The 17,900-nt window shown below is 72.1% G+C and carries 13 protein-coding genes; 9 read left to right on the top strand and 4 right to left on the bottom strand.

The genetic code is table 11. The features are described from left to right. The first annotated feature begins 4 nt into the window (after nt 1–4). On the top strand, nt 5–1,366 hold the full coding sequence (locus tag ACZ41I_RS05935; protein WP_468513264.1) for an MFS transporter: 1,362 nt from the start codon (nt 5–7) through the stop codon (nt 1,364–1,366). 205 nt (nt 1,367–1,571) lie between these two features. Here ACZ41I_RS05935 and ACZ41I_RS05940 read toward each other — a convergent pair whose 3' ends face one another. Next, on the bottom strand, nt 1,572–3,206 hold the full coding sequence (locus tag ACZ41I_RS05940) for a serine hydrolase (protein ID WP_468513265.1): 1,635 nt from the start codon (nt 3,204–3,206) through the stop codon (nt 1,572–1,574). Between the two features lie 807 nt (nt 3,207–4,013). Further along, nucleotides 4,014–5,108, bottom strand: coding sequence for a hypothetical protein (locus ACZ41I_RS05945; protein WP_468513266.1), 1,095 nt, complete (start codon nt 5,106–5,108; stop codon nt 4,014–4,016). A gap of 89 nt (nt 5,109–5,197) precedes the next feature. Between ACZ41I_RS05945 and ACZ41I_RS05950 the strand changes: the two genes are divergently transcribed. The 3 genes from ACZ41I_RS05950 to ACZ41I_RS05960 are packed head-to-tail and all read left to right on the top strand — an operon-like array spanning nt 5,198 to nt 10,255. Then, complete coding sequence (locus ACZ41I_RS05950; RefSeq protein WP_468513267.1) at nt 5,198–6,955, top strand: FHA domain-containing protein; 1,758 nt, start codon at nt 5,198–5,200, stop codon at nt 6,953–6,955. Beyond that, nucleotides 6,952–8,550: a serine/threonine-protein kinase gene (locus ACZ41I_RS05955; RefSeq protein WP_468513268.1), complete on the top strand. Its 1,599-nt coding sequence runs from the start codon at nt 6,952–6,954 to the stop codon at nt 8,548–8,550. The genes ACZ41I_RS05950 and ACZ41I_RS05955 overlap by 4 nt, the downstream gene beginning before the upstream one ends. A gap of 55 nt (nt 8,551–8,605) precedes the next feature. Then, entirely contained in the window at nt 8,606–10,255 is a 1,650-nt protein-coding gene (locus ACZ41I_RS05960; protein WP_468513269.1) for a serine/threonine-protein kinase, read from the top strand. 298 nt (nt 10,256–10,553) lie between these two features. Here ACZ41I_RS05960 and ACZ41I_RS05965 read toward each other — a convergent pair whose 3' ends face one another. After that, the gene (locus ACZ41I_RS05965; protein ID WP_399762859.1) at nt 10,554–11,177 is read right to left on the bottom strand and encodes a TetR/AcrR family transcriptional regulator; all 624 of its coding nucleotides are present in this window, start codon (nt 11,175–11,177) and stop codon (nt 10,554–10,556) included. A 159-nt stretch (nt 11,178–11,336) separates the two neighbouring features. Between ACZ41I_RS05965 and ACZ41I_RS05970 the strand changes: the two genes are divergently transcribed. The 5 genes from ACZ41I_RS05970 to ACZ41I_RS05990 all read left to right on the top strand — a co-directional run bounded on the left by ACZ41I_RS05970 (nt 11,337) and on the right by ACZ41I_RS05990 (nt 17,211). Then, complete coding sequence (locus ACZ41I_RS05970; RefSeq protein WP_468513270.1) at nt 11,337–13,541, top strand: MMPL family transporter; 2,205 nt, start codon at nt 11,337–11,339, stop codon at nt 13,539–13,541. Nucleotides 13,542–13,588: 47 nt separating this feature from the next. Next, a complete protein-coding gene (locus ACZ41I_RS05975) occupies nt 13,589–14,311 on the top strand; it encodes an LmeA family phospholipid-binding protein (protein WP_468513271.1) in 723 nt (240 codons plus the stop codon). Nucleotides 14,312–14,483: 172 nt separating this feature from the next. Continuing rightward, nucleotides 14,484–14,930 carry a hypothetical protein gene (locus ACZ41I_RS05980; protein WP_468513272.1) on the top strand — a complete coding sequence of 149 codons (447 nt, stop codon included), beginning with the start codon at nt 14,484–14,486 and terminating at the stop codon, nt 14,928–14,930. Between the two features lie 101 nt (nt 14,931–15,031). After that, the gene (locus ACZ41I_RS05985; RefSeq protein ID WP_468513273.1) at nt 15,032–15,958 is read left to right on the top strand and encodes a hypothetical protein; all 927 of its coding nucleotides are present in this window, start codon (nt 15,032–15,034) and stop codon (nt 15,956–15,958) included. A gap of 62 nt (nt 15,959–16,020) precedes the next feature. After that, nucleotides 16,021–17,211, top strand: coding sequence for a permease (locus tag ACZ41I_RS05990; RefSeq protein ID WP_468513274.1), 1,191 nt, complete (start codon nt 16,021–16,023; stop codon nt 17,209–17,211). Between the two features lie 100 nt (nt 17,212–17,311). Here the strand turns inward: ACZ41I_RS05990 and ACZ41I_RS05995 are convergent, their stop codons facing one another. Further along, entirely contained in the window at nt 17,312–17,896 is a 585-nt protein-coding gene (locus tag ACZ41I_RS05995) for a TetR/AcrR family transcriptional regulator (protein ID WP_468513275.1), read from the bottom strand. Between the last annotated feature and the right edge of the window lie 4 nt (nt 17,897–17,900).

Consider the following 17,900-nt stretch of genomic DNA (forward strand, 5'->3'; position numbering starts at 1 on the left):
CTCCATGACCTGTGTATGGCGCCGCTGCGCGGATCCGGCCATGACCCCGGCCGCCCGCCGGATCATCCGCCTCAACAACGGGTTCCAGCTGCTGTTCAACCTGTTGTGGTGGATGCCCGTGTTCTACGCCTACCAGCGTGCCGCGGGCCTGTCGGACGGCCAGATCTTCGGCATCCAGAGCAGCTACTACATCGCCTTCTGCTTGTTCGAGATACCCACGGGAGTCGTCGCCGACCGCGTCGGTGCCCGCAACTGCCTGCGCGCGGGCGCGGTGGTCATGACGGCGGCGAACATGGTGCCGGTGCTGGCGCCCTCGTACACGGGCTTCCTCGTGCACTTCCTCGCGATCGCCGCCGGACGCTCCCTGACCTCGGGCGCGGCGAGCGCCTGCCTGTACGACGGCCTGCGTGCCGAGGGAGCGGACGCCCACTACCTCAGGGCGGAGGGCACCGCGCGTGCCCTCGGGCTCGCCGCCAAGGTCGTCTGCTGGCCGCTCGTCGGACCGCTGATGTCCGTGGCCCACCAGTCGCCGTACGTGCTCAGCGCGGCGAGCGCTGCGGGCTCTCTCGGCTGCGCCCTCGCCCTGCCCCGGATCGCCGCCGGTGACCCGGGCGCGGGGGCGGGCACTGCTGGGCGGCGGAGCGGAACCCTGCTGCGGGACACGGGCGCTGCCCTGCGCGCCCTCCGGTCGTCACCGTGGCTGGCCCTGCTCATGGTGCAGGGCGTGGCGGTCTTCACGCTGTCGCGGATCTGCCAGGTCAATCTGTTCCAGCCGGTGCTGCTCGAACACGGCATCGCGGAGAGCAGCCACGGCAGTGTCCTCGCGGCGATGACGGTCGCCGAGGCAGTGGCCTCCGCCCGGCCCCAGTGGCTGAGCGCGCGGCTGTCGCCCGCGGCCTGGGTGTCCCTGCTGAGCGTCGCACTCGCCGCCGCACTCGCCGGCACCACTGTCGGTGGCCCCTGGGCCGTGGTCGGGCTGCTGTGCGCGTTCGCCGCGATCACCGGCTTCGGCTATCCGGTGCAGCGCAAGCTCATCAACGACGCCATACCGAAGGGGGCCCCGCGTGCCACGCTGCTCTCGGTGGAGAGCATCGTGGACCGCGGGGTGTGTGCGGTGGCCGCGGTGGCCGCGGGCGCGTATCTGGCGGCAGGCCGGCTCGACGCGCTGCTGTGGCAGTCCGCCGCGGTCACCTGCGTGCTGATGCCGGCGCTTCATCTGGCCCTGCGCCGCGTGACTTTGGCGACGGCCGCGCGTGCGACCCCTGGAACACATGGCGCCGAGGCGGCCTCCGCCAAGGCAGTCGCACAGCCGGTGGAGGAGCCCGTCGCGCTGCCCGTCGACGAGGGTCTGGCCCCGCATCCCTGAGTGACGTCGAGGGCCAGGGGCGGCACCCACCGGCCGATGCCGGTGACCGTGGAGCCGTTCTGTGTGGGCGAGTCGTAGCTCGCTGGACCGGGAGAACAGCGTGCCGGTGCCGGAGGTCGCGTGGTTGAGGCCGTAGGCCTTGTACGCCCGCTTCCACACGGCACCGGTCACACTCGGCGAGAATTCGCTCTGATGACGAGGGGGCTCAGCGGGTGAAGGTGCCCAGTCCGTTGGCGTCGAGGTGCTCGATGGTGACGCTCATGGCGTTGCCGGAACGAGGGTGGAACGTGACGCCGGACAGGCCGACGGCGTTCTCGCCCTGTGTCTGGTAGCTGAACGTGTCGCCCGTGTAGTGCCTCAGGGGGAACGACATCTTGCGTGGGCCCAGTGTCATGCTGAGGTTGCCCCTCTTGTCACTGGTGACGGTGACCGGCCCGTAGTACGCGTTCGCATAGGTGCCCGTATAGACGTCGTCCGCCTTGGCCGGTGTGGCGTGGGCAGGCGGCTTGGCGTAGTTCGTGGGGGAGATGCCCGTGTACACAGCGGCCTTCACCACCTTCGCGTAGAAGGGCAGCCAGTCGACGGTCTGCCTGCCGTTCCGGGCGATGTCGAAGAACGCGGCGGCCACCGCCTCGGGCACGCCGACGGGCTGTCCGTTCGTCAGTACGACGATGCCGAGCCGCTCGCCGGGCAGCAGGGTGACCTCGGTCGCGGCGCCCAGCTCGAAGCCGCCGGAGTGACTCAGACGCAGCTCCCCGTCCTGGTCGTAGCCGACATCCCAGCCCAGCCCGTAGAAGCCGGGCGTACCCGCCGGGGCGAGTGGGGCCATGGCGACGATGTGGGGGATGCGGGTCTGGTCCAGGGCTGCCGGATCGACCAGCTGCTTCCCGCCGAAAGCGCCGTTGTCCAGTTGCAGGCGCATCCACTTGGTGAGGTCGTCGACCGTGGAACTCGCACCGCCGGCAGGCGCCTGGCTGTCGGCGTTCTCCGTGCTGGAGGGCTTCCAGCGGCCGTCGACCTCGACGTGCGCCGACGCCTTGTCGGCGGCCTTGTCGTAGTCGACGCGCCGGTAGCTGGAGTGATCCATCCCCAGAGGTCTGAACAGCGTGTTCGCCGCCAGTTGCGGCCAGTTGCTCTTCGCCGCGTCGGCCACCGCCACACCCGCCGCGGTGAAGCCGTAGTTCGTGTAGGCGTAGCTCGCGCGGAAGGCAGCCAGTGGCTCCAGCCGCAGGCGCTGCAGAATGTAGTCGCGCTGGTAACCCAGGTCCTCCAGCAGGTCACCAGCGTGGTCAGGGAGTCCGCTGCGGTGCGAGAACAGGTCCGCGACCGTCACGTTGTCGGTCACGTACGGGGTTTTGAGCGCGAAGCCGGGATCATGGTCAACCACCGGATCGTCCCAGCCGACGACCTTGCGCCCCACGGTCCCGGCGACGACGGTGGACGACAGCGGCTTGGACAACGACGCCAGCTGGAAGACCGTTTCGGGGTCGACCTTGTCGCTCTTGCCCAGTTCGCGGACGCCGAAGCCCCTCTCGTACACGACCTTGTCCCGGTAGACGACGCCCACGGCGACCCCCGGCACTCCGGTCTGCCGCATGGCGTTCCCCACCAAGCCGTCGAGCCGGCCGACGGCGGTCATCACCTGCGTCCGCGTCAATCGAGGTGGTGGCTGCTTCGGTGGCGTGGGGGCGAGCGACGCAGCGGCGGACGGACTGCTGGTGATGGCGTCCGTCCTGCCGGCACACCCTGACAGGACGGCCCCGAGCACGACCGGACACAGCACCGCCGCGCCCAGCCGGGCTTGCCGGCGCAGCCTGCTCCTGCGACTCCGATTCGCCATGATCCGCTTTCCTCGCGCTCAGGGCTCCCAGGGGCCTGCATGGCGATCTCGCGGTCGTCCGCGAAACGAACACGCCTGGCGCCCGTTCCATACTCACCACAGCGGTGGACCGCGGCACTCGGGCATCGCCGAACGGGTGAGAAGCGAGCGCCATGAGGCATCACCTGGAGTGCGTGGCGACCTTCGATGAACAGAACCTGAGCGGATGCTGCCGCTCATCGACCCCGACGGTCTGGAGAAACCGGGCGACGCACCGGGGCAGCGTGGGCCGACAGGGGCCCGCTCCGGCTGTTCGCCATTTCGGCGGCGGGTCGCTGGGTCGGTGGCCATTTCTGATCGGTGGGTGCTCGGCGCCTCCGGGGTGCCCGGCACCCGGAAACTGCCCTGCTCGCTGCTCTTGCGCCGCCCATGCCAAGGCTCTATAACGTCTCCTGCAGGTATCGGCGGGGATGGCCGGAAATGGCAGTTGCCGCCGACCAGGGGGATCCTCGGCTCCGCCGCGATCGGCATCAGTGCCCGCAGACCGACGGAGACCGAACCATGACCGACGACGCATACCGTGCTGCCCTGACCCGCCTGGCCGTCGACCCGGCCTTCCGCGCCGAGCTCGACGGCGACACCGACGAGGTGGCGCGAAGACTCGGCCTGTCGCCCGCGCAGGTCGCCGAACTCCGCTCCCTCCGCGTCGAGTCCGGCACCGACGGGGGACCGGCCGCTCTCGACCCACGGCTGTCCAAATCGTCCCTGTTCTTCGGAAGCGCGGCGCATGCGCTGGCGCACCACGACGTCCCGGCCGACCACGCCGTATCAACCGATCACGCCGTTCCGGCGGACCAGGTCTCCGGCGACCACGACGCCGGGGGCCCGGCCTCCGCCGGCCACTCGTCGGAGCTGCCGGATCCCGCCGCCGGTCAGGGGGGCGTCGGCGGTGTCGACGTGGCGTCGACTGGTTCCCACAGCCTGCTCGGCGGCCCGCTGCTGGACCGGTCGCCCGTCGAATCGGCCGGTGGTCAGGGACAGTTCGGAGATTTCGGCGACTTCGGCGGCTTCGGCGGTTTCGACGAGCACGGGAACGCGGGTACGGACGCGGACCTCGGCGGGCTCGGTGGGCAGGTCGGCGGGGGTGCCGAAGGGGGCTTCGGTGACTTCGTCGCCGGGGGCGACGGCGGGTTCGGCGGAGCCGAGGACGGCTTCGGCGGGTTCGGCGGCGGTGCCGACGGCGGCTTCGGTGACGGGGGACTGGGCGCCGGCGGGTTCGGTGATGGTGGATTCGGCGAGGGCGGCCTCGGTGGCGGCGGTCTCGGTGACGGTGGGTTCGGTGATCTCGGTGGCCATGGCGGCTTCGGCGGTGCCGGTGGGGACGGCGGCTTCGGTGGTGTAGGCGGTGAAGGCGGCAGCGACGCCGGCCACTTCGGTCACGGGGGCATCTACGACCGCGACGGCGGCGATGGTGGCGGTGACAGCGGTGGTGGTGAGGGTGGTGGTGACCCGGAGAACACCAACCGTCCCAGTGGTGGCGGTGGTCATGGTGGTGGTGAGGGTGGCGGCGGTGGTGGTGAGGGTGGTGGTGACCCGGAGAACACCAACCGTCCCAGCGGTGGCGGTGGTCATGGTGGTGGTGAGGGTGGCGGCGGTGGTGGTGAGGGTGGTGGTGACCCGGAGAACACCAACCGTCCCAGCGGTGGCGGTGGTCATGGCGGCGGTGACGGTGGTGGCGACGGAAACGGTGGAGGCAGCCAGGAGAACGTCGGTCGGCGTCCCGGCGGTTTCGGTGAGCCCGGCGGTGGCAACCGCATCATCGTCCAGGGTGGCCTGCCCGCCTCGGGCGAGGATGGCACCGGTGATCACATCATCGTCCAGGGCGGCCTGCCCGCCTCCGGCCTCGGAAACGCCGCCACGCACCTGCCGGACTCCGGCCCCGCCGCGGATGCCGACGCAGGCTTCGACGGAGGAACGTTCGCCAGCGGTTCCGGCGCGGGCTGAGCCACCGCATGCTCTGCCACCTCTGCCGCGTCCACGTGCGGCGCGACTTCCCGTACTGCCTGCACTGCGGCACCCCTCGCCGGGGTGCCGCCCCGACGTCGTACGCCGCGCCCCAGCTGCGCGGCCTCGACGACCCCACGCTGCTCGTCGCGCTGACCCGACCTGTCACCACACTGGGCCGGGGTGAGGACAACGACGTCGTCCTGTCCGACGGCAGCGTCTCGCGCCGCCACGCCCGTATCCTCCGCACCGCCGAGGGCTTCCGGATCGAGGACCTGGACTCCTTCAACGGCATCGCGGTCGGCGGTGTCGAGCTGCACGGCGGCGCGGCCGGCCTCGCCGACGGCACCGAGCTGTCCGTCGGTGACGTACGCCTGGTGTTCGAGCAGCCCCGCGACGCCCGGATCGGCTCCCGCACGATGGTCGTCGGTACCCAGCTGACCCATCTGCCCACCGCCGGACAGGAGGAGGCCCCGGAGGCGAACGGCCCGCTCACCGCGCGTCCCCGACGGCGTTCCGGCTGGGCCCTCAAGCAGGTCCCCACCGAACGCGGGGCTCCCCGCTGGGTGCTCAGCAGCACCCGCACCGGCCGTTATCTGGAACTGGACGAGCGCCAGGTCTTCCTCTGGCACGCCGTCGACGGTGACAACACCGTACGGGACCTGCTGTTCGCCTACGCCGACCGCTACGGCGAACTCGCCCTGCCCCGCATCGAGTCCGCGCTGACCGCGTTCGCGGAAGCCGGGTTGCTGCGCGGCCTGCCCGGCCGGCCGGAGGAGGAGCGGCCGAAGGGCTGGCGGCGCGCGGCGAGTGCCGTGTACCGGGCGTTGCTGAAGCTGGAGGTCTCGGTCCCGGGCCTCGACCGACTGGTGACCCGGCTCTACCGGGCCTTCGGCTGGCGGCTGTTCACCCGGACCGGGGTGCTGCTCGCCTGGCTGTCGGTCGCCGGCGGCCTCGTCGCGTTCTTCGCCGCCCAGGGCCGGCACCACCTGCTGGACTTCGGCGGAGCGGGCGTGTGGGGCCCGGTCCTGCTGGCCGCCGGATACGTGACCGCGCTGCTCGTCCACGAGCTGACGCACGCGCTGGCCGTGAAGTCGTACGGCCGCAAGGTCCGGCGCGGCGGGTTCCTGCTGATGATGGGCATGCCGTTCGCGTTCGTGGACACCAGCGACATGTGGTTCGGCTCCCGCTGGTCACGGGTCGTGGTGGCCCTGTCCGGGCCGCTGTCCACGGCGGCGCTGGCCGGCTGGTGCGCCACGGGCGCGGCCCTGCTGCCCGCGGGACCCGTCTCGGCCATCCTCTACCACCTGGCCTTCGGCCTCTACCTGAACACCCTCTACAACTTCAACCCGCTGATGCCGCTGGACGGTTACCAGGCGCTGACCGACGCCCTGCGGGTGCCCCGGCTGCGCGAGGAGGCGAGCGCCTACTTCCGCACGGGACTGTGGCGAGACCTGCGCGCGGGCAACCGGCCCGGCCCGCGCCAGGCGGGCATGGCCGCCTACGGCCTCGCGGTCGTCGTGGGCACCTACGGCTTCCTCGCCCTCGCCCTGCTGGCCTGGCGCTCCCGGATCGTCGACCTGCTCGATGGCCGGCTGGCCGAGCCGTGGACCACGGTGATCGAGGCGGCCGTCGTCGCCCTGGTCGCCTTCCCGGTGTGGTCCGCGCCCGTGCGCTGGCTGCTGCGCCGGGTACGGCGCCGACGGGACGCGAAGGACGTACCGCAGGGCACCGGGCTCCCCGCGCCGGTGGAGGGGACGGCATGACCCAGGACGGCATGACCCAGGACACGCACGCCGACGGCGGCTGGACCGTACCCGGCTACGAGGCCGTCCGCGCGCTCGGCGAGGGAGCGGGCGGCCGGGTCGTCCTCGCCCGGCACACCACGACCGGTGTGCCCGTCGCCATCAAGTACCTGAGCGAGCGCCTGCGCGCGGACCATGAGTTCCTGGCCCGTTTCCGGGCCGAGGCCCGGCTGCTCGGCGAGCTGCGGCACCCGTGCGTGGTGCGGCTGTACGAGTACGTCGAGGCACGCGCCGGTGCCGCGATCGTGATGGAGGCGGTGGACGGCGTCAGCCTGCGCCACCTGCTGCGCCGGCACGGGGCGACCGGCCCCGAGGCCGCGCTCGTCCTGCTCAAGGGCTCCCTGCTCGGGCTGGGCGCGGCCCACACGGCCGGGGTGGTGCACCGCGACTACAAGCCGGAGAACGTCCTGGTCCGCGCCGACGGCACCAGCGCGCTCGCCGACTTCGGCATCGCGGTGCGCAGCGGCCGGGAGACCGAGGCCGCGGGCACGCCCGCTTACATGGCGCCGGAGCAGTGGAACGGCGAGCCCGCCGGCCCGGCGGCCGACGTCTACGCGGCGTCCGTGGTGTTCTTCGAGTGCCTGACCGGCCGGCGGCCGTTCCCCGGTGACGACGTGACCGCGCTGCGGCTGCAGCACCTGCGCGCACCGGCCCCGCTGGACGACGTACCCCCGCCGGTGCGTGTGCTGCTGCGCGCGGGTCTGGCGAAGGACCCGGCGGACCGGCCCGACGTCGGGACGTTCCTCGCCGCCCTGGAGCGGTCCGCCACCGAAGGCTATGGCGCCGGCTGGGAGCAGCGCGGCCGTCGCAGGCTGGCCGAACTCGCCGCGCTGCTCGCCCTGTTGTTCCCGTTCACCACGACCGCCGCGCTCGACGGCTCGGCCAGTGCGCTGACCCTGTTGGGCCGACTGAAGCGAGGGGGATGGAAGGTGGCGACCGGCGGGGTGGCCGCGCTGGTGGTCGTCACGGGCGGAGCGACGTACGCGACGGGCCGCCCGCACGACACGTCGACGACGGTGGCGAGTTCGACCCCGTCATCCCCGTCATCCCCGTCACCGGTCGACTCGCCCACCGAGCCGGGCGCTTCACCTTCCACATCCGCCTCGCCGACCGCCGCCCCGCCCACGGCCGACGCACCGCCCTCCGTCACGCCCGCGGACAGCCCGTCGCCCTCGCCGACCCCGTCCACGGAGACGACCGCACCGGCCGAGCCGCCGGCCACCGCGTCCCCGAGCGTGGCCACCCCCGGCACGGTCACCCTCACGATCGGCTCCTGGCAGCGCGGACAGAAACCGGGCACGCTCATCGCGGCGGTGTCGGTCGAGACGACGGGCACCGGTCCGCTGACCGTCACCGCGAACTACTACGTCGACACACCCGCCGACCCGTACGGCTCCCAATCCCGGCCCCTGTCCGGGAGCACGCGGTACGACCTGACCTTCGAGGCCGATTTCTCCAACCACCCGTGCCGGGGCACCTGGGACGTCACGCTCAGCAGCGACCCGGCGGCAGCGAACGGTCCCCAGACGGCCTCCCTGGACGCACCGCCGTGCTGACCATGCTCCCGACGGACCCGGGAGCCACCCCCTGCCGCGACGAGAACGGATCGACATGACGACAGCCACCACAGTGGCCGGCCGCCCCCTGTCCGGCTGGTCACGGCACACGCGCCACGGCACCTGGCATGCCCTTCTCCCCGCCCGGTCCGGCGAGCCCACCCTCGGCGCGCTGCGCATCGACCGCGCCCTGCTGGCACCCGAAGGCACGCGCGAGCGCCTGGCGGCGGCGGTGCTCACCACCGCGAAGCTCAGGCTGCCCGGCCTGCTCGCTACGGTCGACCTCGTGGCGGAGGCCGGTGAGGTGTGGCTGCTGACGGCCCGGCCACCGGCCCCCACGCTGGCCGACGTCCTGTCGTCGGCCAACGACCCTCGCCCGGACGCGGGCAGCGTGGCCAGCATCCTCAACGAGACCGCGCAGACCCTCCTCGCCCTGCACACAGCAGGCCTGACCCACGGTTCACTCGGCCCCGACACCGTCGTGCCGGCCCCGGACGGGGTCGCCCTGCTGGCCGAGGCGGAGCTGAGCACGGTGCTGGGCGACGTGCCCGCAGGACGGGTGCCGGGCGACACGCCGCACGCCGGCCGCCCGGCAGTCGACACCGCTGCCTGGGCCGCCCTGGCCCGCACGCTCGGCGCCGCCTGGACGCAGCCCGGAACCCCCGCGGCGGACCTGGTGGCCCGCTGCGCTGCCACCGCCGAGTCGGAGGGGCTGGCGGCGGCCCGGGCCGCCCTGGTGGGCGGGCGCGCGGCACTCCCGGCGGACTTCCTGCGCCGTACGGCGCTCCGCGCGGCGACTGCCGCGTCGGCCCCCGAGTTCGTGCCGCCGAAGGGACCGGTACCGTCCGTTGCAGCGGCCCCCGACCGCCCGACTCCACCGACGGACCGTCACCCCGCGCCCACTACAGAGGCCCCCGCTCCCCGCCCCACCGCCCCCGAACCCCCTGCACCCGCGCCCGACCGCGCGTCCCACCCTTCAGCCACCGCCGACCAACTCGCCACGGCCGCCGGCGCCCACAGCGTCACGGGCCCGGACCCGCGAGTTCCCCTGGCCGCCCCCGCATCTCACCCACCAGCCGTCGCCGACCGGCTCACCACGGCCGGCCGCGCTCGGCGCCCCACCGCTCCGGACACCCGGGCGACCGTACTCGGCAAGCGCAACCGTGCCGCCTCGCCTCCGGTGGCGACAGGGGAGGACTGCGGCGAGATACTGCTCCGGTTCGGGCCCGGGGTTCCCTCGGAGGACCAGGACGCCCTGCGTGCACGATGGCGGACCGAGGCGGCGCCGGCCACCTCCCCACGCTCGCGCCGCAGACGCCGGGGCTGGATCCTCACCACCGCCGTCGTCGCGATCGCCGCCGTCCTGCTCTGGCTGCTGCTGCGCCCGGGCCCCGCTCCCGCGGTCGTCGCCGTGCGTGTCCAGGCCCCCGCCGGGCCGTTGCACTGCGATCAGACCGCCGACCTGATCGGTGTCGTCACCACCGACGGGCACGGCGGTCCTGTCACATACCGGTGGCTGCGCGCGGACGGCCAGGACTCGGGCGAGCTGGTCCGCACCGCCCACCGCGGCGAGCGCCGGCTCAGGGTGCACCTGCGCTGGACGGTCCGCGGTTCGGGCCGCTTCCGGGGGACCGCCCGCCTGAGGATCTCGCACCAGGCGGCCCCGATGGAGGCGAGGGCGAGTTTCACCTACGTCTGTCCATGAGAGCCACACCGCGGCGACGTGCGGCCCCGCCACCACCAGCAACGGATCGCCGACTTGCCCAGCTCGGCCGCGCCCATGGCCGGACGCTGCTTCCCCACCGTCATCACGGGCAACCTCAAGCCACCACGCACCGCTGAAGCACGGACCAGCTGTCACCGGGCGGGGACTCTCCCCCTGGGGGTACGGTCCACGTCAACCTGGCGCTCATCCTGAGAGAGCCGCGAGGTCGTGGCCCGGCTGCGACGAGGGCCGGCCATGCGGCCGGGCCCAGGCCAGGGTTCCTCTCCTCCCGCCGCCGTCATGGACGTTGGGGGGAGCCGATCTCGCGCAGGATCCCGAAGGCCCGCAGCAGGGGCGCCGGGCCCGTGTCCGTGATGCCGGATGCCCGGCGCGCCCGGCGTGTCCTCAGCACGGCACGCACTGCGGAAAGGGCCGCGCAGGCGATCACGGCCGCTTTGAGGTCGGCGTCGGGCGTGTCCGGGGGCAGCCTGCGGTGCACCAGCGCGGTCAGCCGCTCCTCGAAGTCGGAGAACGCCTGGACGAGGCGGGCCGTGACGACGTTCTCGATGTCCTCCAGCGGATGGCCGAGGGCGGTCAGGGTGGAGGCCGAGAACGGTTGGGCCGCCGCCAGCAGGGCGTTGCACACCGCGTCCAGGGGCTCCTCGTCGGCCGGACGCCGCGACAGCGCGTTCTCGACGTACGCGAAGATTTCGACGCCGTCGGGCAGCAGCAGGGCTTCCTTGCTGTCGAAGTAGCGGAAGAAGGTACGCACGGAGACGTTCGCGTATGCGGCGATGTCCGCAACGGTGGTGGCCTCGAAGCCGCGCTCTTTGAACAGGCGCGCGGCCCCTTCCAACAGCAGGCGCCGCGTCTCCTCCTTTTTGCGTTCGCGCAGTCCGGCGGGGGCGATCTCACTCTGCATGTGTCGAAGCCTCTGCCATGGTGTCGCGACTGTCAATTGACACCCATGTCACGCGACCTGAGTACCGTGAGCCGAAACTGGCACGAATGCCAATTGTCATTCATGCCACTTCTTCTCTAGAGTACGTGTCACTCGTGACACTTTTCTTGGGAGGCCCCGGTGCCCCGACCCTCGCAGCACCTCTTGGAGCAGGCCGACGCGCACGCCGACGCGCAACCTTCGGCGGACCCCGCCCCGACGCGCGGCGTACTCGGCCGCCTCGGCGGCTTCTGCGCCCGGCATCAGGCGGCGGTCATCGCCGCCTGGCTGCTCGTCCTCGTGGCGGCCCTGGCCGGGCGGCACATCGCCGCACCCACCTTCAGCGACGAGGTCAGCCTGCCCGGCGCCGCCTCCCGCACCGGCGCCGACCTCCTCGCCACCTCCTTGCCCCAAGCGGGCCGGCCCAGCGGCAAGGTGGTCTTCCACATCGACTCCGGCACCGTGGCCCAGCGGCAGTCCGCACTCGACCGAACGCTGGCCGACCTGCGTGGCCTCCCGCACGTCACCGCCACCTCCACGCTCGTGACCAGCGACGACGGGCGCACCGCGTACACCGCCGTCTCCTTCGACGAGCAGCTGAAGAATCTCGGCCACGACTACACCGCGCGACTCGACAGGGCGACGCAGCCCGCCAGGGCGGCCGGACTCGGGGTGGCCTACGGCGGCGACCTCGAACAGGTGGTCAGGGAACCCGCCGACGACAAGCTGAGCGAAGGCGTGGGCGTCGCCGTCGCCCTCGTCATCCTGCTGCTGGCCTTCGGCAGCGTCCTCGCCGCGCTGCTGCCCCTGGTCACCGCGCTGATCAGCGTCGGAATCGGCCTGGGCATCGTGGGCATCGTCGCCGCCACCGTGTCCTTCGCGACGTCCTCCACGACCCTCGCCGGCATGATCGGCCTGGGCGTGGGCATCGACTACGCCCTGTTCCTGACCACGCGCTTCCGCCAGGACCTCATCGACGGTCGCGATCCGGTCGACGCCGCGGCCCGCACGGCGCACACCAGTGGACGCGCCGTCCTCATCGCCGCCGTGACGGTCGCCGTCGCCATGCTCAGCCTGTATGCGTGCGGGCTGAGCTTCATCGGCAAGATCGGCCTGGCGGCCACCCTGGCCGTCGTCGTCACCGCCGGTGCCGCCCTCACCCTGGTTCCGGCAGCCCTGGGCCTGGTCGGCAGGCGCATCGACCGGCTCCGGCTGCGCCGCCCCGTCGCCGAGAGCACAGGGGCGCACGACGGCTGGCACCGCTATGCCGGACTCGTCTCGCGGCGCCCCTGGACCTTCCTGGCCATCGGCCTAGCCGTCCTCGGCATGTGCTCCGTCCCGCTGCTGTCGATGCGCCTCGGCCACGTGGACGCCGGCGCCGACCGGCCCGGCAGCAGTACCCGTACCGCCTACGACTGGATCGCGAACGCCGACGGGCAGGGCTTCGGAACCGGGGCGAACGGCCCGATCCTCACCGTCGTCGACGTGAGCAGGTCGAAGACCCCGGTCACCCGGATCTCCGACGACGTGACCGACGCTCTCCGGGACACCCATGGCGTGGCTTCCTTCACCCCTGTCGAGCCGAGCGCCGACGGGAAGGTCCTCGTCACCACGGTCACCCCGACCACGGGGCCGCAGGACGCCGCGACCGACGCTCTCCTGGACACCCTCTCCGGGCAGACACTGCCGAAGGCCCTCGACGGCACCGGCGCCCGGGCCTATCTCACCGGCAGCGTGGCCGGTCATGCCGACTTCCGCGACACCGTCGGCGAGCGACTGCCGATCGTCATCGGCATCGTCCTGGTCCTCGCCTTCCTGCTGCTCATGACGGTCTTCCGCAGTGTGGTGATCCCCCTGAAGGCCGTCGTCCTCAATCTGTTCACCACTGCCGCGTCCTACGGCGTGCTCGTCGCGGTCTTCCAGTGGGGCTGGGGCGACTCGCTGCTGGGGCTGTCAGAGCCCGTCCCGATCGAGTCGTACGTCCCGATGATGATGTTCGCGATCGTCTTCGGCCTGTCCATGGACTACGAGATCTTCCTGCTGTCCCGCATCGCCGAAGCCTGGCAGCGCACCGGTGACAACCGGCTTGCCGTGGGCGAGGGGCTGTCCGCGACGGCGCGCGTCATCTCCGCGGCGGCGTTCATCATGACCGCGGTGTTCCTCTCCTTCACCGCCTCGCCGACCGTGGTCGTGAAGATGCTCGCCCTGGGACTGGCGATCAGCGTGATCGTCGACGCCACCGTGGTCCGCCTCGTCCTGGTGCCGTCCGCCATGTTCCTCATGGGCAAGGCGAACTGGTGGATCCCCCGCCGACTCGACCGGTTTCTCCCGAAGTTGTCCGCCTGACCGCCTCACCCGCCCGCCCAGCCCATCGTTCCGGAGTGAGTGACCACGTGACCGGTAACCGTCGGAGCAAGACCCGTGTCCTTGGCGCGATCATCGCGATACTGGCCGCCCTCGTGTGCGCGACCGATCTTCTCATCGAGCACAGGACCGAGGAGCGCATCGCCGCCCGTGCGGCGACCTGGCTGAAGCCGGACGGACCGGTGCACGCCGATCTCACCACGCCGCTCTCGGGACTTCGGACCCTCGCCGGGGACGTCGGCGACATCGAGGTCAGCGCCAAGGGCGTGCGCCGTCAGCACACCGTCATGGACGTGTCCGTCCGGCTGAAGGACGTCACCACGGGCGGCGACAGCGCCGGCGGCAGCGGGACCGCCACCGTCGGATACGACCAGGTGACCCGGCACCTGGGCGCGCTCGGCGCGGACGGCGTGACAGCCGGCGGTCAGGACGGCGCCCTGCTCCTGAGCGGGAACATCGGCCGCCTCGGACTGCCGGTCGCCGTGCGGGCCGAGGTGTCCACGACCGCGGACGCGCTCACCGTCACGCCCACGACCGTCAGCGTTCTCGGCCGCAGTGTGGCGGTCGACGACCTCGCGGCCCGCTCCGGGGCCTCCGGGCTGCGGGACGAGCTCGCGCCCCGGACCCTGGCCGTCACCGGCCTGCCCCGCGGCGTCGCGCTGACCTCGGCACACGCAACCGGCCACGGCCTCGTCCTCGCGTTCTCGATCGCGGCCGGCCCGACAGCGACCGTGGCCGGGGGAGCCGCTTGACGGTCCGGTCCGCGCGTCACCCCGTAGCCGGCCTCCTCGGCCGCGGCCGCCGCGGCGTCGTCGAGCGGGCCTTGGGAGGCTGACGGACAACGGTCACGTCTGACGAACACTACTCCCACCACTCGATACCCTGCCGGGGTATCCTGCAGCGAGACTGAACGAAAAGGAGGGCATGGCCGTGGACAGCGCACAGGCAGGCAGGCGGGGCGCAGCCCGGCTGCTGGCCGTGTGCGCGGTGCTGCTCGGGCTTTTCCTCATGCACGGAGCCCCGGCCACGGCCGCGGAGGGTTGCCATGGCGTCATGACCGCGGCCTCGCCGATGCCCAGTGGCCACGACACCGCTGCCCTGCTCACGGCCCACGCGCCGACCGGGCACGGTCCAGGATCCGCCGTCCGGGCCGTCGACGTCTCCCGGATGCCTGGAGTGCTGTGCGTGTCGACCCCCGCTCACGAGCGGACCCCGCTGCCTGCGCCCGGCCTGCTCACCGTGGCAGGTGCAGCCGTGCCCGCCCTGTGGACGCTGACCCGACTGCGGGCAACGGCCGACGGGAGGGGGCGGCGCGGACCCCCGGACGGCGGACGAGAGCTCCTGCTTCAGGTGTGTATCGCGCGGACGTGACAGGTGCGCGCCGGACCCCGGCCAAGCCGGAAACCGGCACCGTTCCTGCTCGTTCCGCGCACCACCGGTGTGGTGCGCCCACCCGGAGAGATTCCACTTCGATGGTCACCTCGTACCGTTTCACCGCGCGCCGCCGCGGCCTCGCAGCGGCCGGCGCCGCAGCCGTTCTCGCGCTGACGTCGGCTGCCTGCGGCTCCTCCAGCGACTCCTCGTCCATGCCCGGCATGGGCCACGGCAGCAAGTCCTCCGCGTCCTCCTCGCCTGGCGCGTCGCCGTCGATGGGGGACATGCCCGGCATGGATCACATGGCCTCCGGCAACGGCCTGTCCGACACCCAGGACGGCTACCGCCTCACCTCCAAGGAAGCGACGCTGCCGTCGGGCAAGCAGACCGCCTACCGGTTCAGGGTCACGGGCCCGGACGGCCGGCCGGTCACCGGCTTCGCCCTCGACCAGACCAAGCGGATGCACTTCTACGCGATCCGCTCCGACCTGACCGGCTTCCAGCACATCCACCCGACCATGGCCGCCGACGGCACCTGGACCGCTGGTGTGTCCTCCCTCCCACCGGGTTCCTGGCGCCTGTTCGCCTCCTTCACCCCGAACACCGGTGCGGGCAGGGGCAAGGACTTCGTGCTCTCGCGCACCGTCACCGTGCCCGGGAACGCCGCCAGGACCCCGCTGCCCGCACCCGCCACCAGCACGCAGGCCGACGGGTACACCGTCACCGTCAAGGGCGAGCCCATGGCCGGCATGGCACACCCGCTGACCGTCTCGATCACCAAGGACGGCAAGCCGGTCACCGGCCTTGAGCCCTACCTGGACACCTACGCCCACCTGACCGCATTCCACGAAGGTGACGCCGCGTTCGCCCACCTCCACCCGACCACCAAGGTGACCGGCGACCACGGCGGCCCGGACCTGACCTTCCACGCCGAGCTGCCCGTCTCCGGCAACTGGCGGCTGTTCCTGCAGTTCCAGATCGGCGGCAAGCTCCACACTGCCGCCCTGACCCTGCGCGTCGGCTGAACCCCGGCGGGGCGCCGCCCATACGGCGGCGTCCCGCACCCTGACGGAGGAAGGCTTCACAGATGCACGCCGTACTGCACGCACTGTCGATTGCCGGATCGATGACCTGGGAGATCACCTGGGCCCTGATTCTCGGCTTCGCCCTGTCCGCCGTCGTCCAGGCCGTGGTCCGCAAGTCCACCGTGGTCTCGCTCCTGGGCGATGGCCGACCCCGCACCCTCGCCATCGCCGCCGGCCTGGGCGCCGCGTCGTCATCCTGCTCGTACGCGGCGGTCGCGCTGGCCCGCGCACTGTTCCGCAAGGGAGCGGACTTCACCGCCGCGATGGCCTTCGAAATCGCCTCCACCAACCTGGTCGTCGAGCTCGGCGTGATCCTGGCCCTGCTGATGGGCTGGCAGTTCACCGCCGCCGAATTCGTCGGCGGCCCGATCATGATCACCCTGCTCGCGGTCCTGTTCCGCATCTTCCTGCGTGACAAACTCCTGCGCACCGCCCGCGAGCAGGCTGAACGCGGACTGGCCGGCTCGATGGAGGGCCACGCCGCGATGGACATGTCCGTTCACAGCGAGCGCACCTTCGCCCGGCGCCTGCTCTCCCGCGAGGCTTTCACCTCGACCTCACACGTCTTCGTCATGGAGTGGGCGGCGATCCTGCGCGACCTCGTCGTCGGCCTGCTCATCGCCGGCGCCATCGCCGCCTGGGTGCCCGATTCCTTCTGGCGCACCTTCTTCTTCGACGGCCACCCCCTCGCCTCCAAACTGTGGGGCCCGATCGTCGGCCCGCTGGTGGCGATCGCCTCGTTCGTGTGCTCCATCGGCAATGTGCCGCTGGCGGTGGTGCTGTGGAAGGGCGGCATCAGCTTCGGCGGCGTGGTGGCCTTCATCTTCGCCGACCTGCTGATCCTGCCGATCCTCAACATCTACCGGAAGTACTACGGCGCCAAGACAGCCGCCTTCCTGCTCGGCACCTTCTATCTCGCGATGGTCGGTGCCGGATACATCGTCGAGTTCTCCTTCGGCGGGCTTGGACTGATCCCCGACCAGGCCGACGCGCAGATCCCCATGGAGGGCGTGAGCTGGAACTACACCACCTGGCTCAACATCGCCTTCCTCCTCCTGGCCGCGGTGCTCCTGGTGCGCTTCTTGCGCACCGGCGGCCTGTCCATGCTCCGCATGATGGGCGGCTCACCCGACACCGGTCACCTGCAGCACGGGCACCCAGCAGGGGACACACACGGCAGGCACCACCACTGAAGCGTGGCCCCACCCGTGGGCGGAGGGCCGGTTCTGCCCACGGGCTACGTGCGTCCTGGGAGGTGCCACTCTGTGACTCCGGTCCTTTCGCCGAGCGTCCCTAGCCCTCCACCAACGCGGCCACCAGGCGCTTCATAGCGAGCCGTGGATCAGGTGTGCCCGGCCAACTGGTCATCAGGAGATGGTGGGCGGTGCCGACGATGGCGAGGGCCACGGTGTCCGGAGCGATGGTCTCCGCCACCCGGCCGAGCTTCTGTTCCTCCTCCAGATAGCCGGTGATGGCCTCCTGGATCGCGGTGAAGCCGGGCGCCCCGCCTTCCAGGGCCGTGCGGATGCGCTGCGCGGCCGCGGGGCGGCTCAGGGCGAGGCCCGACAAGGCAGGGCCGCCGGAGTCGAACAGCGCGAGGACGACGGCGTCGAGATGCCGCGCCACCGAGCCCTGCCCGGCGAGGTCGGACAGGGCCTGCGCCTTTGCCGCCGTCCGCGCGAACCGGTCGAGGCAGAGCTCGGCCACGAACTCGTCGAACCCGGCGAAGTGCGCGTGCAACAGCCCCTTGGCGCAGCCCGCTTCGGCGGTGACCGACCGGCTGGTGAGTGCGCCGGGCCCGTCCCTGCCCACGACACGCTCGGCGGCCGCGAACAGCCGCTCGCGTACGTCCGGCGTGGCCACTCCGCGCGGTGACATGGGT

The sequence above is a fragment of the Streptomyces sp. NPDC030799 genome (assembly GCF_055572255.1).